The sequence below is a fragment of the Streptomyces sp. cf386 genome (genome assembly GCF_900103585.1).
Lineage (GTDB): Bacteria > Actinomycetota > Actinomycetes > Streptomycetales > Streptomycetaceae > Streptomyces.
Genome location: NZ_FNHV01000025.1, coordinates 1 through 25,274 on the forward strand (window position 1 = coordinate 1; position 25,274 = coordinate 25,274).

At 71.4% G+C, this 25,274-nt stretch carries 15 protein-coding genes and 1 riboswitch; of the genes, 8 read left to right on the top strand and 7 right to left on the bottom strand.

Annotated elements, in window-relative coordinates; all coding sequences use genetic code 11:
• Positions 1–599 precede the first annotated feature (599 nt).
• On the bottom strand, positions 600–1,148 hold the full coding sequence (locus tag BLU79_RS40750; protein ID WP_093911096.1) for a MarR family winged helix-turn-helix transcriptional regulator: 549 nt from the start codon (positions 1,146–1,148) through the stop codon (positions 600–602).
• A gap of 134 nt (positions 1,149–1,282) precedes the next feature.
• On the opposite strand from BLU79_RS40750, the gene BLU79_RS40755 reads away from it, so the two are divergent.
• The gene (locus BLU79_RS40755; RefSeq protein WP_177001374.1) at positions 1,283–2,551 is read left to right on the top strand and encodes an MFS transporter; all 1,269 of its coding nucleotides are present in this window, start codon (positions 1,283–1,285) and stop codon (positions 2,549–2,551) included.
• 264 nt (positions 2,552–2,815) lie between these two features.
• Here BLU79_RS40755 and BLU79_RS40760 read toward each other — a convergent pair whose 3' ends face one another.
• Both BLU79_RS40760 and BLU79_RS40765 read right to left on the bottom strand, forming a co-directional pair.
• Positions 2,816–4,495 carry an ATP-binding SpoIIE family protein phosphatase gene (locus tag BLU79_RS40760; RefSeq protein WP_093911098.1) on the bottom strand — a complete coding sequence of 560 codons (1,680 nt, stop codon included), beginning with the start codon at positions 4,493–4,495 and terminating at the stop codon, positions 2,816–2,818.
• Positions 4,496–4,734: 239 nt separating this feature from the next.
• Entirely contained in the window at positions 4,735–6,114 is a 1,380-nt protein-coding gene (locus tag BLU79_RS40765; RefSeq protein WP_093911099.1) for an NAD(P)/FAD-dependent oxidoreductase, read from the bottom strand.
• Positions 6,115–6,500: 386 nt separating this feature from the next.
• Here BLU79_RS40765 and BLU79_RS40770 point away from each other — a divergent pair, with 386 nt between their 5' ends.
• Positions 6,501–7,271, top strand: a complete 771-nt coding sequence (locus BLU79_RS40770; protein ID WP_093911100.1) for a TetR/AcrR family transcriptional regulator — start codon at positions 6,501–6,503, stop codon at positions 7,269–7,271.
• A 287-nt stretch (positions 7,272–7,558) separates the two neighbouring features.
• On the top strand, positions 7,559–9,529 hold the full coding sequence (locus tag BLU79_RS40775) for a sigma-70 family RNA polymerase sigma factor (protein WP_093911101.1): 1,971 nt from the start codon (positions 7,559–7,561) through the stop codon (positions 9,527–9,529).
• Between the two features lie 27 nt (positions 9,530–9,556).
• Here BLU79_RS40775 and BLU79_RS40780 read toward each other — a convergent pair whose 3' ends face one another.
• Positions 9,557–13,015, bottom strand: coding sequence for an AfsR/SARP family transcriptional regulator (locus tag BLU79_RS40780; protein WP_177001366.1), 3,459 nt, complete (start codon positions 13,013–13,015; stop codon positions 9,557–9,559).
• Positions 13,016–13,833: 818 nt separating this feature from the next.
• Positions 13,834–15,933 carry an asparagine synthase-related protein gene (locus BLU79_RS40785; RefSeq protein ID WP_093911103.1) on the bottom strand — a complete coding sequence of 700 codons (2,100 nt, stop codon included), beginning with the start codon at positions 15,931–15,933 and terminating at the stop codon, positions 13,834–13,836.
• Between the two features lie 759 nt (positions 15,934–16,692).
• Between BLU79_RS40785 and BLU79_RS40790 the strand changes: the two genes are divergently transcribed.
• Positions 16,693–18,117 (top strand): NsdA family TPR-like regulatory protein, encoded by a 1,425-nt coding sequence (locus BLU79_RS40790; protein WP_093911104.1) that lies wholly within the window; start codon positions 16,693–16,695, stop codon positions 18,115–18,117.
• Between the two features lie 92 nt (positions 18,118–18,209).
• Here the strand turns inward: BLU79_RS40790 and BLU79_RS40795 are convergent, their stop codons facing one another.
• Positions 18,210–19,556: a histidine-type phosphatase gene (locus BLU79_RS40795; protein ID WP_093911105.1), complete on the bottom strand. Its 1,347-nt coding sequence runs from the start codon at positions 19,554–19,556 to the stop codon at positions 18,210–18,212.
• A gap of 309 nt (positions 19,557–19,865) precedes the next feature.
• Between BLU79_RS40795 and lhgO the strand changes: the two genes are divergently transcribed.
• The 4 genes from lhgO to BLU79_RS48455 all read left to right on the top strand — a co-directional run bounded on the left by lhgO (position 19,866) and on the right by BLU79_RS48455 (position 23,895).
• On the top strand, positions 19,866–21,074 hold the full coding sequence (lhgO, locus tag BLU79_RS40800; protein WP_256333643.1) for an L-2-hydroxyglutarate oxidase: 1,209 nt from the start codon (positions 19,866–19,868) through the stop codon (positions 21,072–21,074).
• A gap of 356 nt (positions 21,075–21,430) precedes the next feature.
• The gene (gene trmB / locus BLU79_RS40805; protein WP_177001367.1) at positions 21,431–22,282 is read left to right on the top strand and encodes a tRNA (guanosine(46)-N7)-methyltransferase TrmB; all 852 of its coding nucleotides are present in this window, start codon (positions 21,431–21,433) and stop codon (positions 22,280–22,282) included.
• A 51-nt stretch (positions 22,283–22,333) separates the two neighbouring features.
• A complete protein-coding gene (locus BLU79_RS40810) occupies positions 22,334–23,728 on the top strand; it encodes a PrsW family intramembrane metalloprotease (RefSeq protein ID WP_093911106.1) in 1,395 nt (464 codons plus the stop codon).
• Positions 23,725–23,895, top strand: coding sequence for a hypothetical protein (locus BLU79_RS48455; RefSeq protein ID WP_177001368.1), 171 nt, complete (start codon positions 23,725–23,727; stop codon positions 23,893–23,895). The genes BLU79_RS40810 and BLU79_RS48455 overlap by 4 nt, the downstream gene beginning before the upstream one ends.
• A gap of 71 nt (positions 23,896–23,966) precedes the next feature.
• Here the strand turns inward: BLU79_RS48455 and BLU79_RS40815 are convergent, their stop codons facing one another.
• A complete protein-coding gene (locus tag BLU79_RS40815; RefSeq protein ID WP_093911107.1) occupies positions 23,967–24,995 on the bottom strand; it encodes a M23 family metallopeptidase in 1,029 nt (342 codons plus the stop codon).
• Between the two features lie 11 nt (positions 24,996–25,006).
• Positions 25,007–25,164, bottom strand: a riboswitch (cyclic di-AMP (ydaO/yuaA leader).
• Between the last annotated feature and the right edge of the window lie 110 nt (positions 25,165–25,274).

The window sequence follows — 25,274 nt, forward strand, 5'->3', positions numbered from 1 at the left end:
GTTCACAGCGTCCTCGCTGTGTTTTCTTCAAAGGAACCTCGTCCCAACCGGTGATCCGGCCGGAGACGGGGTATCAACTAATCTGGCGTTGATTTTTGGCACGCTGTTGAGTTCTCAAGGAACGGACGCTTCCTTTGTACTCACCCTCTCGGGCTTTCCTCCGGGCGCTTCCCTTCGTTCTTGCGTTTCCGACTCTATCAGATCCTTTTCCGATCCGATTTCCTCGGCGCTTTCCAGGTTCCCGCTCTCGCGTTTCCCTTTCCGGCGGTTCCGACTTTATCAGATCCTTTCGGGCCTGACCCCCAGTCAGCGGGGCTTGTCTTCGCGGCTGTTGGGCCGTTCCGACGTCTCAAACCTTAGCGGATCCTCTCGGCGATTCCCAATCGGGCCGCCGAGTCCCAATTCGAATTGAATTCGGGCATGCCGAAATCAACCCCGGAGGGAGATCGTGCTGGTGGTTTGGTTTGCCGCTCGCGCGGCGGGAGGTGCTGTCGCAGAACCGTTACGGCTCGGCGGCAACCCGGAGAACTCTACGGATCGGGCAGAGGGCTGTCAAGCATCCCCTGTCAAGATCTTTTCTCTCGGCTCCCGGGCTCGTGTCAGTCCAGGTCGCTGAGGCGTCCGCCGGCGTCCGGCTGGGCGTCCTCCACCCTACGGAGCAGGCGGGTGAGGACCTCGCCGAGGGTGGTGCGCTCCGTTGCCGAGAGGTCCTGGAGGAGGTCCTCCTCGAAGACGGACGCGAGGCGCATCGCCTCCAGCCACTTCTCGCGGCCCTCCGCGGTCAGCTCCACGATGACGCGGACGCGGTTGGACTCGTCGCGCTCCCGGGTGACCAGACCCTCGGCGAGCATGCGGTCGATGCGGTGGGTCATGGCGGCCGGGGTGAGGCCGAGGCGCTTGGCGAGGTCGCTGGGGCCCATGCGGTACGGGGCGCCGGAAAGGACCAGGGCCTTGAGGACCTCCCACTCGGCGTTGCTGATGCCGAGCGCGGCGGTCTGGCGGCCGTAGGCGACGTTCATACGGCGGTTCAGCCGGGACAGTGCCGAGACGATCTTCTCTACCTGGGGGTCGAGGCCCTGGAACTCGCGCTGGTAGGCGGCGATCTGTTCTTCGAGTGTCGGCTCGCCGATGCCGGGGGTGTCGCCCATGGGCCGAGTATGGCACGGGCTCGCTTGGCGTTGAAGTCCTTCTCTGTGTACTCTTTAGCTTCGAACTTTAGCTTTGAAGTCTTCAGGTCTGCATACGAGGAGAGGTGAACGTGACCAGGGCGATGGGCGCAGCGATGCGCCGGATCCACGTGGGCAATGCACTCAGCGCGTTCGGGCTCGGTTTCACCGTGCCCTACCTGTACGTCTACGTGGCGCAGGTGCGAGGGCTCGGTTCCATGACGGCGGGGCTCGTCCTTGCCGTCTTCGCCGTGGCCGCGTTGGTCGTGCTGCCGTTCGCCGGGCGGGCCATCGTCCGGCGGGGCCCGCTTCCGGTGTTGCTCGCCGCTCTGGTCACCGCCGCGCTGGGGGCGCTGAGCCTGGGGCTTGCGGGAACTGCTGTGGCCGTACTGCTGTCGTCGGCCGCGCTCGGGGCGGGGCAGGCCGTGATGCAGCCGGCGCTCGCGACGATGATCGTCGACTGCTCCACCGCGGAGACTCGGTCGCGGGCGTTCGCGATGCAGTTCTTTCTGCAGAACCTGGGGCTGGGCGTTGGCGGGCTCATCGGTGGTCACCTCGTGGACGCTTCGAGCGTCTCGTCCTTCACGCTGCTGTTCGCCATCGAGGCGGCGATGTTCCTGCTGCTCGTCGTGGTGATGGTGACCGTGCGGATGCCGCGGGCGCCGCGGATCGACGGTGTGCCGGGGGCCGGGTCGGCGAAGGGGAGCTGGAAGCAGTTGCTCGGGAACCGGGCGATGGTGCAGCTGTGTGTGCTGGGCTTCGTGCTGTTCTTCGCTTGCTACGGGCAGTTCGAGTCGGGGCTCAGTGCGTACGGGGTCGAGGCGGCCGGGGTTTCCACGTCTGCGCTGGGGACGGCGTTGGCTGCCAACACCGCGATGATCGTGGTGGCCCAGTTCGCCGTGCTGAAGTTCGTCGAGCGGCGGAGGCGGTCGCGGGTGATCGCGGCTGTGGGGTTGATCTGGGCCGTGGCGTGGGTTGCGGCGGCGTATGCGGGGCTGGGGCACGGTAGTCAGGAGATGGCTACGGCTGCCTTCGTCTCGACGTATGCGTTGTTCGGGCTGGGTGAGGCGATGTTGTCGCCGACGGTTGCTCCGCTGGTGGCGGACTTGGCGCCGGAGGGGATGGCTGGGCAGTACAACTCTGCGTTTGCGCTGGTGAAGCAGCTTGCGTTGGCGGTTGGGCCGGCGGTGGGTGGGCCTATGGGGGCGTCGCTGCATGGGCCGTATGTCGTGACGTTCTTTGTGTTCTCGTTGGGGATCACGTATCTCGCGTTGCGGTTGGGGCGTCAGTTGAGTGCGGTGCAGGATCGGCCGTGGTTGGGGAAGAGTCGGGTGGTGGCGCAGGGGGTTGCGTCCTCGACGGGGGAGGCTCGGGCTCACGCCTGAGTTTTTCTCGCCCCCGCCGCCCCTACCCGTCCCATCCCCCAGGGGCTCCGCCCCTTCGACCCCGGGGCCCTTCTGGGGGGCTGCCGCCCCCCAGACCCCCGCTATCGGCCCCGAAAGGGCCTCGTCCTCAAACGCCGGACGGGCTGAAAGACACGGGCCGGCGTCGAGAGGTGACGGCTGCTCGCACCGGACTCGCTGGAATGCCCGGACCGGCGTCGAGAACGTGCCCGTCGGTCCCCTCAGACGCCAGGAGGCGTCTGCCGTTCAGGGTCTTGGTGTGTCGGTTGTGGCCTTCGGTAGGACGAACTCGCACCAGACCGCCTTTCCGCCGCCCGGTGTGCGGCGGGAACCCCAGCCCGAGGCGATCGTTGCGACGATGGCGATGCCTCGGCCGGACTCGTCGCCCGGTTCTGCTCTGCGGCGGCGTGGGAGGTGGTCATCGCCGTCGGTGACCTCGATGATCAGGCGGCGGTCGGTACGGCGCAGGCGTAGGCGCATGGGTGGGATGCCGTGCTGGAGGGAATTGGCGACCAGCTCGCTCGTGGCCAGGACGCCCAGGTCGTGGAGGTCGGTCGGGAAGCGCCAGCTCGTCAGGACGCCGGAGGCGAAGGCACGCGCGCGAGGGGCGGCTTCCACGCCGCCGAGGAGTTCCAGGGCGGCGTTGCGGAAGAGGTCGCCGTCGGGGCCCGTGCGGGCCGGGTGCTGGAGGACGAGGACTGCTACGTCGTCGTCGTGGTCCGCTGTGACTCCGGCCGAGCGGACCAGGCGGTCGCAGATCACCTGGGGGGTGCCGGTCGCACCGGCCAGTGCGCGTTCCAGGGAGGCGATGCCTTCGTCCAGGTCCTCGTCGCGGCGTTCGACCAGGCCGTCGGTGTAGAGGACCGCCGTGGAGCCGGGGCCCAGGGCGATCGAGCCGGACGCGTGCATCCAGCCGCCCGTGCCGAGGGGCGGGCCGGTGGGTTCGTCGGCGCGCTGGACCGCGCCGTTCTCGTCGCGGACCAGGATCGGGAGGTGGCCGGCGGAGGCGTACACCAGGCGGCCCTCGTTCGGGTCGTGGATGGCGTAGACGCAGGTGGCGATCTGGTTGGCGTCGATCTCCATCGCCAGGCCGTCGAGCAGTTGGAGGACCTCGTGCGGGGGGAGGTCCAGGCGGGCATAGGCCCTGACCGCCGTACGGAGTTGGCCCATGACCGCGGCTGCCCGCACTCCTCTGCCCATCACGTCGCCGATCACCAGGGCCGTGCGGCCGCCGCCCAGGGTGATCACGTCGTACCAGTCGCCGCCGACCGCGGCCTCCGTGCCGCCGGGGTGGTACGTGGCGGCGATGCGCAGGTCGTCCGGCTGTTCGAGCTCCTGGGGGAGGAGGGAGCGCTGGAGGGTGACGGCTGTTTCGCGTTGACGGCGTTCGCTGGCGCGGAGGCGTTCGGCGGCCTCCGCGTGGTCGGTGACGTCGGTGGCGAAGACGAGGACATCGGTGCCGCCGTCGTCGCCCTCGGTCACGGGGGTGCAGGTGAAGGTGTAGGAGCGGCCGTCGGGGGCCTTGCGGGACTTGAGGGTGCGGGGCTTGCCGCTGCGCAGGACCTGGTCGAGGAGCGGGAGCAGGCCCAGTTCGGCCAGTTCGGGGAGGGCCTCGCGGGCCGGTTCGCCCGGGGGGCGTACGCCGAAGGCCGCCACGTACGCGTCGTTGACGTAGGCCAGGCGGTGGTCGGGGCCGTGGACCAGGGCGACCAGGGACGGGACGCGGTCGAGGACCTCGCGGACCGGCAGTTCGTCCAGGGCGGGGATCGGCTTGGCCTCGTCGGTGAGGTGTTCGGCGCGGGCCGCGGGGACGGCGCCCGGGCTCTCCCCCCGGCGGTCCTGGGTGACCGCCGTCGCGGTTTCGGTCCGCGCTGCGGCGCGGCGCTGCGTTCCGGGGAGCCGGGCGCTCCAGCGCGTGAAGTTCACGAATCCTTGCCTCGTGTCGTCGTCTTCGGCCAGCTCCGGACCCGGCCTGGGGTCTGAGGGGTGGCACCAGCACCCCGGGATTGCAGCACTGTGGGAGAGCCTCATGGGTCGAAGGGCGGGCTGGTGCCCGTCCAGGGTCGTCCGGGGTCGGGATCGGTTCGGGGATCAGTCTGGCAGTGCGGCCCACCTGGCCGACACCCGTCAGACGCCTGCCCCGTCGGTGGAGTTCCTGGGTCCGGTCAGGACGACCCCTTCGTGTCGTCTCCCGGTTTGAGGTGATGCTTTCCACCGGCCGCGAGTTCGAACTCCGCCCGGGGATGTTCGAGCGAACCGAGGGAGACGATCTCCCTCTTGAAGAGCCCCGACAGTGTCCATTCGGCCAGGACCCGGGCCTTTCGGTTGAAGGTCGGCACCCTGCTGAGGTGGTAGACGCGGTGCATGAACCAGGCAGGGTAGCCCTTCAGCTTGCGTCCGTAGATCTGCGCAACGCCTTGGTGGAAGCCGAGGGAGGCGACCGAACCCGCGTACTTGTGGGCGTACGTCTCCAGGGGTTCGCCGCGCAGGGCGTGGGCGATGTTGTCGCCGAGGACCTTGGCCTGGCGCAGGGCGTGCTGCGCGTTGGGGGCGCACTCCTTGCCGGGTTCTCCCGCGGTGACGTCGGGGACGGCGGCGGCGTCTCCCGCGGCCCACGCGTGCGTGGTGCCCTCGATCGTCAGCTCGGGGGTGCACTTCAGCCTGCCGCGCGCATCAAGTGGCAGGTCGGACGCGGCGAGGATCGGGTGGGGTTTGACGCCGGCCGTCCAGACGACCGTACGGGTCGGGAAACGGGCGCCGTCGCTGAGGACGGCGACGCGGTCCACGCAGGATTCCAGGCGGGTGTGCAGGCGTACGTCGATATTGCGGCGGCGCAGTTCGGTGACGGTGTAGCGGCCCAGGTCCTCGCCGACCTCGGGCAGGATCCGGTCCGAGGCCTCGACCAGGATCCACTTCATGTCCTCGGGCGGGACGTTGTGGTAGTAGCGCGTGGCGTAGCGGGCCATGTCCTCCAGTTCGCCAAGTGCCTCCACGCCTGCGTAGCCGCCGCCCACGACCACGAAGGTGAGGGCCGCGTCGCGGATCGCGGGGTCGCGGGTGGAGGAGGCGATGTCCATCTGCTCGATGACGTGGTTGCGCAGGCCGATGGCCTCTTCGACGGTCTTGAAGCCGATGGCGTGCTCGGCGAGGCCGGGGATCGGGAGCGTGCGCGAGATGGAGCCGGGGGCTAGGACGAGTTCGTCGTACGACAGCTGCTCGGTGCCGGTGCCCTCCTCCTCGGTGGCGAGGGTGGTGAGGGTCGCGGTGCGCGCCGTGTGGTCGATGGCGGTGGCCTCGCCGATGACGACCCGGCACTGCGGCAGGACGCGGCGCAGCGGTACGACCACGTGGCGCGGGGAGATGGAGCCGGCGGCCGCTTCCGGGAGGAACGGCTGATACGTCATGTACGGGTCGGGAGTGACGACGGTGATCTCGGCTTCGCCCCGGCCCAGTTCCTGTTTCAGCCTCCGTTGAAGGCGCAGGGCCGTGTACATCCCGACGTAGCCGCCGCCGACAACGAGAATGCGCGCACGTTCCTTCACCATCCCATGACGCACCCGGCGCTTGCGTTTGTCCACAGGCTCGACAATTTGTGTGACCGGAGATCGTCGGCGCCACGGTTTGGCCGATTTGCCGGAGTGCGGGAAGAATCCGCAGGTCAGCGGGTGTGCGCCGGGGGGTCATGGGTGGCTCAATCGGGATGTAAACGACTCGTGCTCCGATCGAGGGGCGCTCCGTGCGGAACGTGCCCCTTCTGAATTGACCCTCGCTCAACTATGTTCGTATGTCGACGGGGTGTAGGGGGATGCGCTCTTCGGGTCCGTGAGTCACACACGACGGGCTCGTTGTCCGGGCTTGTTCCGCGACGCTCCGGCTTTTGCAATGACGGGGAGAGTCTCCGGGGGGAGACGTCATTACCGGGGGATCGCTTATGCATGTTCAGGATTCTCGATGGTCTTCCGCGTCCGCCATCGCATCGGGCGGCGGAGCGGTGGGCGGCACGATGAGCGCGGCTGCGGGCAACGGACGCGGGGATGCGCGTTCCACGCCGCTGCGCGTGGACGCACAGCGCAATCTGGAGCACGTGCTGCGTGCGGCGCGCGAGGTCTTCGGCGAGCTGGGATACGGCGCGCCGATGGAGGACGTGGCGCGGCGCGCGCGGGTCGGCGTCGGGACGGTATACCGGCGCTTCCCGAGCAAGGACGTCCTGGTGCGGCGGATAGCCGAGGAGGAGACCTCCCGGCTGACCGACCAGGCACGTGCCGCGCTCGGCCAGGAGGACGAGCCGTGGTCGGCGCTCTCACGCTTCCTGCGCACTTCGGTGGCGTCGGGCGCGGGCCGGCTGCTGCCGCCGCAGGTACTGCGGGTCGGGGTCGCCGATGACGGTTCCATGGTCGACGAGGCCCGGGTGCCACAGCAGCGGACCCAGCCGGGCGCGGGCGAGCTGCGGCTGGTGCCCGAGCAGCCGACGGTGGTGCCGGCGGACGACGCGGGGGCGGCGGCGCTGCTCGACGTGGTGGGCCAGCTCGTGGAGCGGGCTCGCGCGGCGGGTGAGCTGCGGGCCGACGTGTCGGTGTCGGACGTCCTGTTGGTGATCGCCACGGCGGCGCCCTCGCTGCCGGATGCGGCACAGCAGGCGGCGGCCTCGGCACGGCTGCTGGACATCCTGCTGGAGGGGCTGCGGTCGCGGCCTCAGTCGTGAGCCGGGCGGGGTGACCGCCGCGGGTCGGTGATCGGGAGGCGGGGTGCTGCGCCGCCCTCGCCTCGAACACCATCGTGGAACACACCAGGCATTTCAGGCATCGCGCCCAACTCCCGCCCGGTGAAGGTTTGTTGAGCCTTCCCCGTACGGGCGAGGGGTAGTACTACGGTGCTGGAAGGCCCCACGGACGAGTGGATGTCCGTACGAGTGGGTCCTGACCAAAAGCCAATATGGCACCCTGACCCGGTGTCCGGGACTGGTAGAGCTGGCGGCGGGGGCTTTCCGCGATGAGCGTTGACGGGTGGGACGAGTCACGCGGTGACGGTGACTCGGCGACTCCGCAGGTGCCGAGTCAGGGCGGACGGGCGGACCTGCCGCCGGGCGGTTGGCCGGCGGAGGGCCGCACGCACGCGCGCGCGGAGGGCAGCGTCCCGGCACAGCGCGACCGACGCGAGGACGGCGCGCTGCCCACGCCACGCGAAATGCCGCCGTCGGACGCCGACCTGATCGGGCGGATGCGTGCCGGCGACGACACCGCGTACGAGGAGCTGTACCGGCGCCACGCGGAAGCGGTGCGCCGGTACGCGCGTACCTGCTGCCGTGACGCCCACACCGCGGACGACCTCACGGCCGAGGTCTTCGCCCGCATGCTCCAGGCGGTACGCGGCGGCTCCGGTCCCGAGCACGCCGTACGGGCGTATCTGCTCACGTCGATCCGGCGGGCCGCCGCGGACTGGACGAAGTCGGCGCGGCGCGAGCAACTGGTCGACGACTTCGCGGTGTTCGCCGCGCAGTCCGCGCGCGTCTCCGAGGTCTCGGACGACGACACATTGGACCTGGGTGCCGATGTGCGGGCGATGCACGAGGCCGAGCAGTCCATGGCCATGCAGGCCTTCCGGTCGCTGCCGGAGCGCTGGCAGGCGGTGCTGTGGCACACCGAGGTCGAGGACGAGTCGCCGAGCGAGGTGGCCACGCTCTTCGGGCTCGACGCCAACGGCACGCGCGTGCTCGCCAGCCGCGCTCGCGAGGGACTCAAGCAGGCCTACCTCCAGGCCCACGTCAGCGCCAGCCTCGCCAGCGACGAGGGGTGCGCCCGCTATGCCGACCGGCTCGGCGCCTACGCCCGCGGCAGCCTGCGCACCCGTGCCGAGCGGGGTCTGCGCAAGCACCTGGAGGAGTGCGCCAAGTGCCGGCTGGCCGCGGGCCAGATCAAGGAAGTCGCCGGCGGTATCCCCGCCGTCGTGCCGGTCGCGGTCATCGGCTGGTTCGGCGTCGCCGGGTATGCCAAGGCGGCCGGGCTCATCGCCGGTGGTGCCGGGGCGGGTGCGGCCGGTGCCGCGGGAGCGGCCGCGGCGGCGAGCGGCGGTTCGTCGAGCGGTGCGTCGGGGGGAGCCGCCGCGGCGGGCGGCAGTTCGTCCGGCGGGGCGAGCTCGGGCGGCGCGGCGGCCGCCGAAGGACTGGGCGCGCCGCTGAAGGCGGGTATCGCGGCCGGTGTGGTCGCCGTGGGCGTGGCGGCGGCGATCGTGCTCGCGCTGGCCGGCAACGACCAGCCGACCCACAAGGAGGACGCCAAGCAGCCACCCGTGCCCTCCCCCATCGTCGAGGAGACGCCGACGCCCGAGCCGTCGGAGAAGGAGCCCTCGGAGCCCGCCCCGCAGCCGCCGGCGATCGTCCCGGCCGCGAACCCGAAGCCGACCCCGACACCCGCCCCGACGCCCAGCCGCACGCCCAGTCCGACGGCCACGCCCACGCCCTCCGCGACGCCGACGCCCACCCCCACTCCGACCCCGACGCCCACCCCGACTCCGACGCCCCCGCCCGCCCCGGTCGTCTACCAGTGGAGCGAGCTGTCGTACGACATCGCAGGCGACGGCACCGAGCCCGAGATGCGGATCGGGGAGAGCAGCTGGGTGTGGCAGAGGTACGGCGCCTCGATCGCCGACCAGCGGTACGCGCACGGCGTCACCGTGCACGGCCGGTCCTCCGTCGTCATCGACCTCAACCGGGAGTGCTCCGCCTACGACGCGCTGGTCGGCGTCGACGACAGCACCCTGGGCCTGGGCAAGTTCTCCTTCTCGGTCTACGCCGACGGCGTCCGGCTGTGGAAGTCCGCAGTGCTCAAGGGCGGGGACTCGGCGGTGCCGGTCCATGTGAACCTCACCGGGCGCGCGACCGTACGGCTGGTGGTCGAGCCGCACGGCACCCTCGACAACCTGATGCTGGCGGACTGGGCGGAGTCGAAGTTCAGCTGCGGGTAAGGGCGTTCAGCCGACCTGCTGCTGGCCTCACCGCACCCGCCGGGTGGGGACATGGAGGTCGCGCACGGCCTCGTCGAGCTCGCGCAGGACGTCGTCGTAGGTGAGGGCGGCGCCCCGGGTGTGCTCGGCGGTGAACTCCTCGGCCCTGAGGGCGGTGCGGGCGGCGGCCTCGGCACGGTCGGCATGGGCGCGCTCCGGCAGGGGGCGCGGATGACCGCCGCGCCAGCGCTCCGAGGCGGCGAGCAGGCGGACCGCGCGGAGATGGTCGCCGAGGCGGGTCAGCAGGTCCGCCGCCGCGTCCGTGAGGGTCGCCGTGATCACGTCGGCGCAGCGTTTCTCCACGGCCAGGTGCAGTGTGTCGACCAGGCGGGGCAGTCCGTGCTTCGCGCCCGACTCCGCCGTCGCCGTCAGGGCGTCGACCGCGTTCAGCATCACGAGGAACTGCGGCGGTGGCGTGGTGCGCTCGATCTGCGCGCGGGCCGCCTCACACAGCTCACGCGCGCGTGCGGTGTCCTGATCGTCCAGCGCGATATGGGCCCGCATCAGCAGGACGAACGCCCGTGAGTCCCCCACGCCGTACCGGTCGGCCGCGCCGCTCGCCTCGTCCAGCGCGGTCAGGGCGGCCTGATGGTCGCCCGAGCGATAGGCGATCTCGGCGAGCCTGGCGATGAGGAAGGGCGTCTCGGCGTACGCGCCCACCTCGTGGGCGAGGCGCAGCCCCTCCTCGAACTCGCCCCTGGCCTCCTCGAAGCGGCTGCGTGACATGGCCGTCTCACCGGCCGCGCTGCACACCTGGGCCCGCATCCAGCGGTCCCCGGCCCGGCGGCTGATGCTCCGCAGCTCCACGAGGTCCTCGTCGACGCTCGCCATGCCGCCGGGTGAGTCGACGAGCATGTGCGTGCGGAACATCAGGATGCAGCCGATCTCCCAGTCGCCGCCGTGCACACGGCAGTTGGCCAGCACAGCGTCCATGACCTGCCCGGTGTTCGCCGTGTCGCCCAGAATGAAGTGGGTCAACGGCCAGACCAGGCCCGGAAGACGGGCCGACTCGGGGCCGCCCCGCGCGAAGTGGGCCCGCACTCGATCGACGTACCGGCGCTGTCGATCGTCCTGCCAGTGCCCCACCGTTTCGAACTCGATGGCGAGGAACAGATGCAGCACGCGGAGATCCATCCGGGGCCCGTGCCGCGGGTGGTGCGTCTGCCCCTCGGGGGCGGCGAGGAAGGCGTCCACCGGGTCGACGGCGGGAAGGTCGCCGGAGCCCGTACGAGCCTGCCGGATGGTGGCCGGTGCCGCGGCGTCCAGGGCGGCGCACAGGCTGAGAATCCGGACGGCCCAAGCCGCGCCCTCGACACGGTAGTTGCGCAGCCACCAGAACCAGCCCATGGCGAGGGCGATGGACGTGGCGCCCGGTTCGTCACCCGCGAGGAGGGCTCGGTCGAGAGCCGCGCGGATGTTGTCCAGCTCGGTCTCCAGGCGGGAGATCCACGGGAGTTGGTCGGCGGAGCGCAGCAGCGGATCGGCCTCGTCGACCAGTGCGCGCACCCACGCGCGGTGCCTGCGCTCCGCCGCCAGACGCAGCTCGGGGAACTCGGCGGCGCGCTCCACGGCGTACTCGTGGATGGTCTCCAGCATGCGGTACCGCATGCCGTCGGAGCCGTCCCGCTCGCACGGGGTGGCCACGATCAGGGACTTGTCGACGAGCGCGCCGATGAGGTCGGCGGTCGGCCCGGTGCACACGGCTTCCGCCGCCGCGAGGTCCCAGCCGCCCGCGAAGACGGACATTTCGCGCAGCACCGTTCGCTCCCCCTCGTCGAGCAGGTCCCAGGACCAGTCGACGACGGCCCGCAGGGTCTGCTGGCGGGGCAGGACCGTACGGCTTCCGGAGGTGAGGAGGCGGAAGCGGTCGTCGAGGCGGTCGGCGATCTGACGGGGTGTGAGCAGCCGTAGCCGGGCCGCCGCCAGCTCGATGGCGAGCGGCAGGCCGTCGAGGCGGCGGCAGATCTCGGCGACGGCGCCCTTGTCGCGCTCGTCGCGCTCGTCGCGCAGTGCGGCGGCTGCGTCGGGGCGGACTGCTGCCGCGCGCTCCGCGAAGAGGCGGTGAGCCTGGTCGGGGAGCAGGGGCTCGACCGGGCGCACCAACTCGCCGGGGACACCCAGGGGTTCACGGCTGGTGGCGAGGATCGTGAGGCCTGGGCAGCGGGTGAGGAGGGTCTCGGCGAGGGTGGCGGCCGCGCCGATGACATGTTCGCAGTTGTCAAGGATCAGGAGTCGGCTGCGCGAGGCGCAGTACTCGATCAGGAGGGCGACCGGGTCGTCCTGCGGGGCCGACAGCTCGTTGGTCAGGAGCACGGTCTCGCGCAGACCGAGCGCGTTGACCACCGCGCCTGGCACCGCCTCCGGCCTGTCGAGGGGGGCGAGCTCGACGAGCCATGCCTGTGGGAGCCCGGCGGCGGCTTCCTCGGCGAGGCGGGTCTTTCCAGAGCCGCCCGGTCCGGTGAGCGTGACCAGTCTGGCCCTGTGCAATTCGGAACGGATGGCGTCGAGTTCGAGTTCCCTGCCCACGAAAGAGGTAAGGCGGGGACGGAGGTTGCCGTTGCGTTCGGGGGGTTGGGGGTGGGGTGGGGGTTGGAGGTGGTGGGGGTGGTGGGAGTTGTGGGGGTGATGCCGGCCTGGCGGGGCGGGGTGTGAATGGGGGGCCGCGTCGGAGGCCTTGGGTGGCTCGGGGGCCGTGGGGATCGCGGGGGCCGCCGGGGTCGTGGAGGCCGCGGGCGCCAGTAGTTCGGCGTGCAGGGCTCGGAGTTCGGGGCCGGGGTCCGTGCCGAGGCCGTCGGCGAGGGCGTGGCGGGTGGATTCGTATGCGGCGAGGGCGTCGGCTGGGCGGCCCGTGTCGCGCAGGGCGCGGATGAGGAGGGCGTGCAGCGGTTCGTCGTACGGGTGCGCCGTGGTCAGTTCCCTCAGTTCGGGTACGGCGTCCTGGGCGCGGCCCAGTCGCAGGTCCGCGTCGATGCGGGCTCGGGTCGCCTCCAGGCGCAGGGCCTCCGGGCGGGTCGCGGGGGCGGCGCGGTCGGGGAGGTCCGTCAGGGCGGGGCCGCGCCACAGGGTGAGGGCGGTGGCGAGGTCGTGGGCGGCGGTGTGCGGGTCGCCGCGGTCGAGGGCTGCGGTGCCCTGCCGTATCAGGCGTTCGAAGACGAAGAGGTCCACGTCGGCCTCGGTGGCTGCGAGTCGGTAGCCGCCGGGGGCGGAGGTGACGGCCTCCTTGCCGAGTGTGCGGCGCAGACGGCCTACCAGGGCCTGGAGGGCGGCCGGGGCGTCCATGGGCGGGGCGTCGGCCCAGACCTCGTCGATCAGGGCGTCGGGGGTGGCCAGGCGGCCCGGGCGTAGGGCCAGGGCCGTGAGCAGCGCGCGGAGGCGGGGGCCGCCGACGGGTATGACGGTGCCCTGGTCGTCCTCCGCCTGGGTGACGCCCAGGATTCTGTACCGCACCGGGTCATTGTCGCGGGGGTGGCTGTCAAGGGCACGGGTTTTGTCGGGTCGGGGGGTCGTGGGGCGGGGCCCAGGTGGTCGAGGGTCCACGGTTGGGGTGGTTGGCCGGGTGCGGGCCGGGAGTTTTCTCGCCCCCGCCGCCCCTACCCGTCCCATCCTCCAGGGGCTCTGCCCCTTCGACCCCGGGCCCCCTGGGGGCCTGCGGCCCTCAGACCCCCGCATCGGCCCCGAAAGGGCCTCGTCCTCAAACGCCGGACGGGCTGGGATACCCGGACCGGCGTCGAGAGCGTGCCAGCCGTCCGCTCAGACTGCACCTGCGGGTGGTGGGGGTAGGGGCGGAGTCCCCCACGGGTGGGTGGGGGATCGGGACGGCACAACCTCAGCCTCCAACACCGCACAGGCCGAAATGCGCGCGCCCGCGTCGAGAAGGTGCCGGCGGTCCACTCAGACGCCCCTGCGGGTGAGTGGAGGTAGGGACAGAATCCCCACGGGTCGGTGGGAGATCGGGACGGCACAACTCAGCCTCCAACACCGCACAGGCCGAAATGCGCGCGCCCGCGTCGAGAGGGGGCCGTCGATCGCGGGCGAGTGAGGGTCGGGGGGAGTCCCCCACAGGGCTGAAATGCGCGCACCCCCACCGAAAGGGAACCGCCGATCGCGGGCGAGTGAGGGTCGGGGACGGAGTCCCCCACAGGTAGGTGAGAGAACGGGACGGCACGACCACGGCCCCACACACCGGACGTGCTGAAACGCGCAGGCCCGCAGAAGCCAGGGACCGTACGCCCTCGTCCCCAACGCCGCCCGATGGGCTGACGTTCCTACCCCCGCCGCACCCCGGCCCCCGCCCCCAACGCCCCCCTCTGCGGCGTGATCCCCGCCGGTACCGCGCGCTGGCGGGCGGGGGTTCCTGTCCAGCAGGTGCCTCTGCGGGCCAAGAGGCGGCGTAGCCAGAGTTCCAGGGAGACCAGGTCGGCCAGGCCGTCCAGGGGGAGGGGTTCGCCCTCGGCTGCGGCGCGGAGGGCCTTGCGGACCACTCGGGCCTCGACCAGGCCCGCCTGGGCCAGGAGGGGGGTGCCGAAGAGGGCCATCAGGGAGTCTGTGGACACCCTCAGGCCCGTTCGTGCCGCCACCGCCGCCGACGCGTGGGAGGGGGCGCCCCAGCCGGGTGGGAGGTCGGCGACTCCGGCGCCCTCCAGGACCGTACGGAGGATCGCGGCGCGGGCGCCGGGCTGGACGCGCAGGGCCTCGGGGAGGGCTCGGCAGGCGCGGACGACCTGGTTGTCGAGGAACGGGGTGTGCAGGCGCTGGAAGCGGATCTCGGCGGCCTGTTCCAGGACGCGGATGTCCGAGGCGTGGCGGGCCAGTGCGGCACGCGCGCGATGGTCGCCGGGACGCTGGCCCGGGCCGACGCCGTTGCGGTGCGACGCCGCTTGCAGGCGAACCGATACTTCAGCCAGCGCCTCCCCGGTCAGCCAGCGGGCCGCGGGGCCTGGTCTGGCCCAGGTGAGCGCGGCGAGCGACGCCCCTACGGCACCTCCGGGTTCGTCGAAGCGGCGGTGGAGGAGGCGGTCAGCGAGGGATTCCAGGCCCGTTCGGTACGGGGTGCGGGACAGCTTCCGTGCCGCGCCGTACACGCGCGCGGGGACCAGTACCGAGCCGTCCGCCTTCGCCAGCGCCGCGACCGGGCGGACCAGATGGCGCCGCTTGCGGTCCATCAGGAGGTCGGCGAGGCGGGCCGGATGCGCGTCCAGGACCTGGCGGGCGCCGTATCCGGTGAAGTGGTCCGCGCTGCCCGACGCAAGGCGTGCGCGGTGTCTCGCCGCCGTGACCAGGCTCGGGCCCGGCTCGTCCGTCAACGGGCCGTCCAGGTCGGCGTACGGGAGTGTGTCCTCGCCGCCGGTCACCACCACGTGGTGCAGGCGGGGGTTGGCCGCCAGAGTGCCCGCTCGTTCCAGCTCGGCCTCGCGGCCGCCCACCGCCAGGTCGTTGAAAGTGACTGCCAGGAGGCGTTCCCCCGCGCCCGTGCCGTGTCCCAGGACCGTGCCCGGCATCCCCGGGAGGCCGGCGGCCAGCAACGCCAGCGTGCCGGACGCGGGGCCGCCGGACAGGTCCGCCCCGATGCCCGGAACCGGCATCCCGCGCGCGGCGCGCCGCTCGGCCGGGCCCATCCCGGGGACCGGTCCTGGGTCTATGTCGGCGCCGGGGACATGGCGAGGTGCGGACAGACGCGCGCGTACCGCCTCCACCAGGGCGTCGCGTACGGCGTCCACCGCGCTGTCCGGGTCCGCCGTCGGGGCCGCCACGGCCAGCGAGGCGACCGGCTCGTACCCGGCGATCTCGCGTGCGCCGGTGCGCAGGATCAGCGCATGCCCCGGCGGAATGCGCCGTACGCCGTCGTACGGGGTGGAGTCGTGCAGCGCCGCCGGTACGTCGGGGGCGGCGAGCAGGGCGGCGAGGTGGCCGAAGTCGAGGTTGGCCTCGATGAGGTCGGCGAGGGGGAGGGCGGCCGTCGCATAGGCCGTGCCGTTCGCCCAGGGGGTGTAGAACACGGGCCGCGCGCCCGCGAGATCGCCGCACACCATGATGCGGCGGCCGACCTGGACGACTGCCGTGTAGCTGCCGGACCACGCCGTCAGATGCCGAAGTGCCCCTCCGCGCGCGGCGAACAGACCGACCCGCAGCTGCTCGTCGCTCGCCCCGCAGGTGCCGAGCACCGCGATCCGGGTCTGCGCGTCGGCCTTCACCACGCGCACCTCGTCCGGGCGCCAGTCGCCGACCGCCCAGAGCGGATCGGGGTCACCCCACAGGAGTTGGGACCCCACCGGGTGCACGGTCTCGCCGTCGCTCCCGGTGGCCCCCGCGGTGCCGATTCCGGCGGTCACCGCGGCGGTGCTGCTCCATCCCACCAACCACCGCATCGACGCCTCCACAGGCTGTGGACAACCAGTGCACGGTACGAACCGGTTCCCCATGCTGCCATGAAGGACGCGTGCGGGAGGGCGGCTGAGCCGCTCGAACTCCGGGAATCGCGCCCGCGCGAGTGCCCCCAGGTCGGCTCGGTGATGCCCGAACCCCCGGACGGGGCAAGAGGATCCACCCGGGCGGAGGGAAGGAATCCATGGAGGGAGGGACGAGGAGATCGCATCGCGTCTGCGACGTGAATGCGCCCCCGATACGCTCCCCCAAAACGCCCTCTGCGCCCTCAAGTACCGTGGTCGGAGGGGTAATCACCCGAGAGAAGCGGGGTCGATTTTCAGCCAAATCGACGTCGTAGGGACAGGCTCGCGCACCCTCCGTACAAGCCCTCCGCATTACTCGCCGTGCTCGCGGTGCGCGCAGTCCGGGGAACGGAGTGCGCCCCCCGGACCGTTCCGCCGCCCGCGGGGATGTAGGCGGCGGAATCCCCCAGCCCACTGGATCCAGTACAGCGGGCCGACCCACGCAAGAGCCATGGAACCGCTCCCCCGGTGGCTGGAGAAGAGCGCACGGACGGGCGCACAGCCACACAGCGGGAGCACGCCACAACTGTCCGTGCAGAGTGCGCACTTCAGTACGGACCACAATCCCGCCAACCGGAACAATGCCCCTTAACGCTTGGGATGCGGCGAACTACGCTGGGTTTACGAATGCCGCGTGGTTATGCCAGCGCGGCAGCCGTCTGTGTCGAGGGGTGGCGCATGTCCAGGGAGCAACGCGGGCCGAACGAAAAGCTCGGCACCGTTCTCGCCCTCGCGGGAATCAGCAACGCAGGACTCGCTCGACGCGTCAACGACCTTGGCGCTCAGCGTGGCCTGACTCTTCGCTACGACAAGACCTCGGTCGCGCGCTGGGTGTCGAAAGGCATGGTGCCGCAGGGCGCCGCGCCGCACCTCATCGCCGCCGCGATCGGCCAGAAGCTGGGCCGCCCGGTGCCGCTCCACGAGATCGGCCTGGCGGACGCGGACCCCGCACCCGAAGTGGGCCTCGCCTTCCCCCGGGACGTCGGACAGGCGGTGAAGTCGGCGACGGAGCTCTACCGTCTCGACCTCGCCGGTCGGCGCACCGGCACCGGTGGCATTTGGCAGTCGCTGGCCGGTTCGTTCGCAGTAAGCGCATACGCAACGCCTGCCTCACGGTGGCTGATAACCCCGGCCGACAGTTCGGTGGCGCGCGAGGCGAGCTCCTCCGAGGGCTCCGGCGCACCGCTCAAAGTCGGCCACAGCGATGTGCAGAAACTGCGGGAGGCCGCCGACGACGCCAGGCGCTGGGACTCCAAGTACGGGGGCGGCGACTGGCGTTCGTCCATGGTGCCCGAGTGCTTACGAGTGGAGGCGGCACCGCTGCTGCTCGGCTCGTACTCCGACGAAGTGGGCCGGGCACTGTTCGGCGCCTCCGCCGAACTCACGCGTCTCGCCGGGTGGATGGCCTTCGACACCGGGCAACAGGAGGCCGCGCAGCGGTACTACATCCAGGCGCTGCGGCTCGCGCGCGCGGCAGCCGACGTACCCCTCGGCGGGTACGTACTGGCGTCGATGTCGCTCCAGGCGACCTACCGGGGCTTCGGCGACGAGGGCGTCGACCTCGCCCAGGCCGCCCTGGAACGCAACCGTGGCCTCGCCACGGCCCGCACCATGAGCTTCTTCCGCCTCGTCGAGGCACGCGCACACGCGCGCGCGAGTGACGCGCAGGCCGCCGGCGCGGCCCTGAAGGCGTCGGAGGGCTGGCTTGAGCGGTCCAGGGAGGGCGACAACGATCCGTCATGGCTCGGCTTCTACTCCTACGACCGCTTCGCGGCGGACGCCGCCGAGTGCTACCGGGACCTCAAGGCACCACGCCAGGTACGGCGGTTCACGGAGCAGGCGCTGTCCAAGCCGACGGAGGAGTTCGTGCGCTCGCACGGGCTGCGGCTCGTCGTCTCGGCGGTCGCCGAGCTGGAGTCGGGCAATCTCGATGCCGCGTGCGAGCAGGGCGTGCGGGCGGTGGAGGTCGCGGGGCGCATATCGTCCGCGCGCACCACGGAGTATGTGAAGGACCTGCTCCACCGGCTGGAGCCGTACGGCGACGAGCCGCGGGTCGTCGAACTCCGGGAGCGGGCACGGCCACTGCTCATGGCGCCGGCCTAGGCGGAGATCTTCGGCACGCGCACGCGTGCGGAGCGTGCGGCGGCTCGGAAGACCCGAGCCGCCGTCGCCCCCGTCCGGGCCGGGCCAGGCCGCTAGGACGCGCTGTTCGTGCGCCCGAAGCAGCGCTCCAGCTCATCGAACTTGTAGAAGGTGCTGCCCTTGGCCGTCGGGCGGCAGCCGGCCTTGAAGGCGGTCTCCTTCTCGTTGTAGAGCATCCGCACCAGGTAGGTGTCTCCCTTGCGGAAGACGTCCCACTGGATGTTCGAGCCGAGCGGCGCCACGGACGCGCCCCGCCACGTGTTGTCGGCGTAGGTGTACGGCCGCTCGGCCGTCGCGCCCTTCGTGCTGCCCGGCAGGCCCATCAGCGCGGCCAGCGGGATGATCTCCTCGGCGTGGGTGAAGCGGAGCTCGGCGCCCAGGTCACCGGTGCCGGCGCGCTTCGCCTCGACCTTGGTGAAGAAGTCGTCGAGGAGGACGTCCGCCATCTTGTACGTGATGTCGCTGCCCGCGAAGCCCGGGCCCTTCTCGTAGAAGTCCTCCGTGTCACTCAGGTAGCCGAACCAGGCCGCGTCCCGCTTGGAGATGTACCGCTCCATGCCCCAGCCCTTGCCGCCCGGGCTCTCGTCGCTCATGGCGGGCGCGATGGCGTACAGGTGGTAGACGGCGGTGGCTGCGGCCACACGGTCGTCGTCGGAGAGCTGGTCGACGAAGGCGCCCTTGAAGAGCTTCTTCAGTACGTCGCGGGCGGCGCGGTGGGTGGTGGGCTGGTCGGTGATCGACTTCAGGGTGCTCGCGAGCCGCTGGTCGTTCGCGATGTAGTCCCGGTAGGCCGCGCCTCCGGCCGCCTTGTGGAAGTACAGGAGGTCGACGTCCGTGCGGGTCGCGCCGATCTGCGGCTTCAGGGCGGGCTCGGTGTCGGCGAGCGCGGCGGCGTACAGGTTCGCGCTGTCGACGGCGCGTCCCTGCCCCGAGCTGACGACGTCGATCTTCTCCTTGGCACCGGCGATCCGCTGGAACAGCCCCGGCAACCGCTGCTCCATCCGCACGGCCGTGTCGTGGATCTCCCGCTTGCCGCGCCCGCTGAGATCGCCGTAGCCGACGGTGCTCATGGCCTCCTGCAGCGCCTGAACCTTGGGCCCGAACTCCTTGCCCTTCGCGGTGAGGGCGCCAGCGGCCTCGGCCTTCTTCCACAGCACGAGGACCAGGTCCGCGTCCTCACCGTCGGTCGTGGAACGGGAGCCGTGCCGGGAGACGTTCTCCGTGAAGACGGCGGTGAAGCCGGCGGGGGGCCGCTGGTAGGTGCGGGGGCTCTGGCCGGGGGTGTACGTCGCCTTGGTGCCGTAGCTGTTCCGGGTGCCGGTCTTCGTGGCGGCGCCTGCGGGGGCGGCGGCCAGGAGGGCGGCGAGGCCGAGGGCCACGGCCGGGGTGAGGCGTCCCATGGAAGGGCGTCTCGCGGATGTCCGTCTCATGGATGTGCGTCCCATGGGTGTGCCGTTTCGTTCAGTGCCGCTGCAACGCCCGACGCGGCAGACCGGATGATCAGCCGCATCGTCCGAGCGGTGGGTGAACGCGCCGTGGCTGAATCACGGCGGACGGGTGGCCGGAATTCCCGCCCTTGCTCAAAGTTCCCCCTTGGAATCACCACGTCGGGGTGCGCGAGCCCGCACTCGCGGCCGGATGTGGCGGTCCCCGGGTTTGGGGGCGTTGTCAGTGGCGCAGTGCATTATCGAAACCGGGAGGTGGGGCAGGTGCGGACGATCGCTTACGACTGTGATGTGCTCGTGGTCGGCGGTGGGATCGTCGGGCTGGCCACGGCGTATGCGATCACGCGTGCCGCGCCGGGTACGCGGGTGACCGTGCTGGAGAAGGAGCCGGGGCCCGCTCGGCATCAGACGGGGCGCAACAGCGGGGTCATCCACAGCGGGATCTACTACCGGCCGGGCTCGCTGAAGGCGCGGTACGCGGTGCGGGGCGCCGCCGAGATGGTCAAGTTCTGCGCGGAGTACGGCATCGCGCACGCCGTCACCGGCAAGCTGATCGTCGCGACCGAGCGGGAGGAGCTGCCGCGGCTGCACGCGCTGGTGCAGCGCGGGCGGGAGAACGGTATTCCGGTGCGGGAGCTGGGCGTCGCGCAGATCGCGGAGTACGAGCCGGAGGTGCGGGGGCTCGCCGCGATACACGTCGGGACGACCGGCGTGTGCGACTTCGTCGGGGTCGCCCGGCAGCTCGCCGAGGCGTCGGGGGCGGAGATCCGGTACGGCGCGCAGGTCGAGCGGGTCGACCGGCGGGCGGAGCTGGGGGTCGCCGTACGGACGACGCGGGGGGACGTCGTGCGGGGGCGGGTGCTGGTGAACTGTGCCGGGCTGTACTGCGACGAGGTCGCGCGGATGACGGGGGACGAGCCGGAGGTGCGGATCGTGCCGTTCCGGGGGGAGTACTACTCGCTGGCGCGGCCCGAGCTGGTGCGGGGGCTGGTGTATCCGGTGCCGGATCCGGCGTTTCCGTTCCTCGGGGTGCATCTCACGCGCGGGATCGACGGGGATGTGCACGTCGGGCCCAACGCGGTGCCGGCGCTGGCCCGGGAGGGGTACGGGTGGGGGGTCGTACGGCCTCGGGAGGTCGGGGGGACGGTGGCGTGGCCCGGGGTGTGGCGGATGGCTCGGCGGCACTGGCGGTACGGGGCGGGGGAGCTGCGGCGGTCGGTGTCCAAGGGGGCCTTCACGGAGGCGGTGCGGAGGTTGTTGCCCGCGGTGACGTCCGAGGATCTGGTGCGGGCGGGGGCGGGGGTGCGGGCTCAGGCGGTGTTGCGGGACGGGGGGCTGGTGGATGACTTTCTGATCCGGGAGGGGGCGCGGGCCGTGCATGTGCTGAACGCGCCCAGTCCTGCGGCGACTGCGTCTCTGCCGATCGGGCGGGAGGTGGCTCGGCGGGCGTTGGGGGTGTTGGAGGGGGCGTGAGGGTGTGACATCGCCGGGGGGTTTTCGCCCCCGCCGCCCCTACCCGTCCCATCCTCCAGGGGCTCTGCCCCTTCGACCCCGGGTCCTTCTGGGGGCTCCGCCCCCAGACCCCCGCTTCGGCCCTTAAGGAGCCTCGTCCTCAAACGCCGGACGGGCTGAAAGACACGGGCCGGCGCTGAGAAGGTGTCGTCGCTCGACACAGACGCCCCCAGCAGGTGGGTGGGGGCTAGGGACGGCGGGAACTCGTCCTCAAACGCCGGACGGGCCGGAATACCGGACCGGCACCGAGAAGTCGCCGTCGCCCCACCGGCACGCGTCCTCCGCCCCCTCACCGCCCCCGTAAAATCGACCCCACTGTGTCTGACTCCCTCCACACCCCCGAAACCGACCGTCCCGGAACCGACGAGCAACCCGGCACCGACGGCGAGCACCTCCACCATCTCCCCGGTGTGTCCGTTCGGCATACCCGGGCCAAAGGTGAGCCCCGGTTCCCGGACGGGCCCAAGGCTGATCCTGCGGGGTCGCACTTCGAGCGGCGGATTCGGAGTTTTCAGCCGCGGCGGAGTCGGGTGACCGCGGGGCAGGCGGACGCGTTGCAGCGGCTGTGGCCCAAGTGGGGGCTGGACATCGACGGGCAGCGGGTCGTCGATCTCGGTGAGCTGTTCGGGAACGGGAATCCGGTCGTTCTGGAGATCGGGTTCGGGATGGGTGAGGCCACCGCACAGATGGCCGCCGCCGACCAGGAGACCAACATCCTCGCCGTCGACGTACACACCCCGGGACAGGGAAACCTGCTCAATCTCGCCGACCAGAACGGGCTGAACAACGTCCGTGTCGGCAACGGCGACGCCATCATCCTGCTGCGCGAGATGCTCGCCCCCGACTCCCTCGACGGGCTGCGCGTCTACTTCCCCGACCCCTGGCCCAAGAAGCGGCACCACAAGCGGCGCCTCATCCAGCCCGAGTTCCTCAGCCTCGCCGCGACCCGGCTGAAGCCCGGTGCCCTCCTGCACTGCGCCACCGACTGGGAGCCGTACGCCGAACAGATGCTCGAAGTTCTGACCGGTCATCCCGACTTCGAGAACACCTGCGCCAACGGCGGTTTCGCGCCCCGTCCGGAGTTCCGGCCGCTGACCCGTTTCGAGGGGCAGGGACTGGACAAAGGTCATGTGGTGAACGACGTGCTCTTCCGCCGCGTACAGCGGTAGAAGCAGCGGGCAGAACAGCACGAACAAGCGCGTCTCGTTAGGGTCAATGCCGTGGCCACCAGTCCCCCGTACCCGACGCACCCCACCGGTCCCACCGGAGGGGCACTGCGGCACGCGCACTGGTGGCAGAAGCGGTGGGTGCGTTACGGCGCGCTCAGTACGCTGCTCGCGCTCTCCGGGCTGGTCATCCTCGCCCTGGTGCGTGAGCAGACCGGCACCGAAGGGTTCCTGGTCGGGCTCGGGCTCGCCGTCCTGCCCGTGCCGCTGCTCGTCGCCTCGTTCCGCTGGCTGGACCGGGTCGAGCCGGGCCCCTGGCGCAATCTGCTGTTCTCGTTCGCCTGGGGCGCCTGCGCGGCGGCCCTGATAGCGATCATCGCCAACAGCTTCGCGACCAGATGGATAGCGACGGCGACCGCCGATCCGTCCCACGCGGACACCCTGGGCGCCACCGTCATAGCGCCCGTCGTGGAGGAGACGGCCAAAGCGGCCGCCATCCTCCTCGTCTTCCTCTTCCGTCGACGTGACTTCACCGGGATCGTCGACGGCGTGGTGATAGCCGGCGTCACCGCCACCGGTTTCGCCTTCACCGAGAACATCCTCTACCTCGGCACCGCCTTCGGCACCGACCAGCTCTCCGGCGACAGCGGCATCGCCTCGGTCACCGCGGCGACCTTCTTCGTCCGCGTCATCATGTCGCCCTTCGCGCACCCGCTCTTCACCGTCCTCACCGGCATCGGTTTCGGCATCGCCGCCCTGTCGGGCCCGCGACAGCCGGTGCGCCGCGTCCTCCTCCCGCTCTTCGGGCTCCTGCTCGCCATGGGTATGCACGCCCTGTGGAACGGCTCGTCGGCCTTCGGCGAGTTCGGGTTCTTCGCCGTGTACGCCGCCTTCATGGTGCCCGCGTTCGGACTGCTGACCTGGCTGGTGATCTGGACCCGGCAGCGCGAACTGAGGACCGTGCGCGAGGAGCTGCCCGCGTATGTCGTCGCCGGCTGGCTGACGCCGGTCGAGCCGTTCGCGCTCGGCTCGATGCGGGCACGGCGGGTGGCCCGGCAGTACGCGCGGCAACGTGGCGGGCGGACGGCGGCCCGGGCGGTGGCGCAGTACGAGGCGTACGCCACGTCGCTGGCGTTCCTACGGCACCGGGGGCGGCGGGGGCGGGCCGGCGCCGACTTCGTCGTACGGGAACAGGAGCTGTTGCACGAGCTGTGGGGGCGCCGGGGGTTCGCGCGACCGGCACTGGAGCACGCGGTCGCCGCGCAGCCCAGGGCCGCGTACGGGTACGGCCATGGGTACGGCTACGGGGCGCCGGGTCAGTGGCCGCCGTACGGACCGGGGCACGCCGCCAGATACGGGCCGACGCAGGGCGCTGCGCACGGACCGACGCAGGGCGCCCCCTACGGCCCGGCGGCGCCGTATCCCGCCTACAACCCGTATCGCACGTGAGGCGGACCGCGAGGACGGTCGTCCTGTGGCTGTTGGCCCTGGCCGCCGTCGCGTTCACCCTCACCGTCGTCTGGGGCTTCCTCCGGCTCGACGACGACCTCGACAACCCCGAGGGCGGATTCTCGGGCTGGCAGTGCGCGAGCCGGTCCGGCACCTGCGATCCCTGAGAACGCGTGAGCCCGGCCTCCTGTGAGGAAGGCCGGGCCGTCAACGTCCTTGTGCGATCAGGAGATTGCCCTCAGGGCGTGAGCCCCTTGCCGCGCAGCCACGCCATCGGGTCGATGCCGCTCGTGCTGCCGTCGGGGTGCACTTCGAGGTGCAGGTGGGCGCCGGTCACGTTGCCGGTGGCGCCCACGCGGCCGATGACGTCACCGGTGTTGACCTTCTGGCCGACGCTCACGCTGATCGAGGACTGGTGCGCGAACCACAGCTCGGTGCCGTCGTCGAGGGTGAGCACGGTCTTGTAGCCGTACGACCCGTCCCAGCCGGCGAACGTGATGGTGCCGGAGTGCACGGCCTTGATCAGCGTGCCGGACGGAGCGGCGAAGTCGAGGCCCGTGTGGTAGCCGGAGGACCAGTAGGCGCCGGCCTGACCGAAGGTCGAGGTGATGGTGTACGAGGAGGTCGGCAGCGTGAACTGCTTGGCCAGCTCGGCGAGGCGCTCGGCCTCGGCCTTCTTGCGGGCCTCCTCCTCGGCGGCGGCCTTCGCGGCGGCGGCCTTCTCCTTGGCCTCCTGCTCCGCCTTGGCGGCTGCTGCGGCGGCCTCCTTCTCGGCGGCGGCGATCGCCTCGGCGGCGGCCTTGCTGTCGACCTGGTCCTGCTGCTGCTCGACCTGGGCGATGATCCGGGCCCGCAGCGCCTCACCGGCGTCGCCGGTGTCCTGCGTGGTCTCCTCGGTCGCGGCGCCCATGGTGCTCAGGGCCGTCCCGGTGTCCTCGGCGGCCGCGGCGGAGTCGTCTTCGGATATGAGGGGCAGGTCGGGCATGGTGATCGCGACCGGCGGCTTGCCGCTCTGCGCGGTGGCCATGCCGCCCGCGCCGACCGCGGCTATGACGCCGACGCCGAGAACCGTGGAGCTGCGCGCGAGTCCCCCGCCGCGCTGCTTGGCCACGCGATGCCTGCCACGTACCGGACGAATGGACTCCGCGGTGGGGTTCCACTCCTCGAACGGGCCCTCGTCGGTGCGGTAGCCGTCGTAGCCGAAGGTGTCGTTACTGCGCTGACTCGGCACGAACGGGGCTTGCGTAGCAGGCCTGTTGGACGCCACGTGGGCGTGCTCCTTTCCTTCCTTCTCGCCTACCGGGTTAGCTGACGGGTTCGGAGCAGGAAGGTCTCCTACGCGCGTATACCAACCGTGCTTCCACGGCGGAATCCGTGCGATTCACCCCAGGGTGGTGGTTCCCCGGCTCCCTTGCGGGACTCGGCGCGTGCGCACGGAGCCGTCTCTTGTGACGGCTGGGACAACCGCGCTGCGTTATCGAACGTTAATAGACCCGGGGTACGGATTCCAAGCCGTTCCGCTTGATCATTAACGATTTTCGCCCGG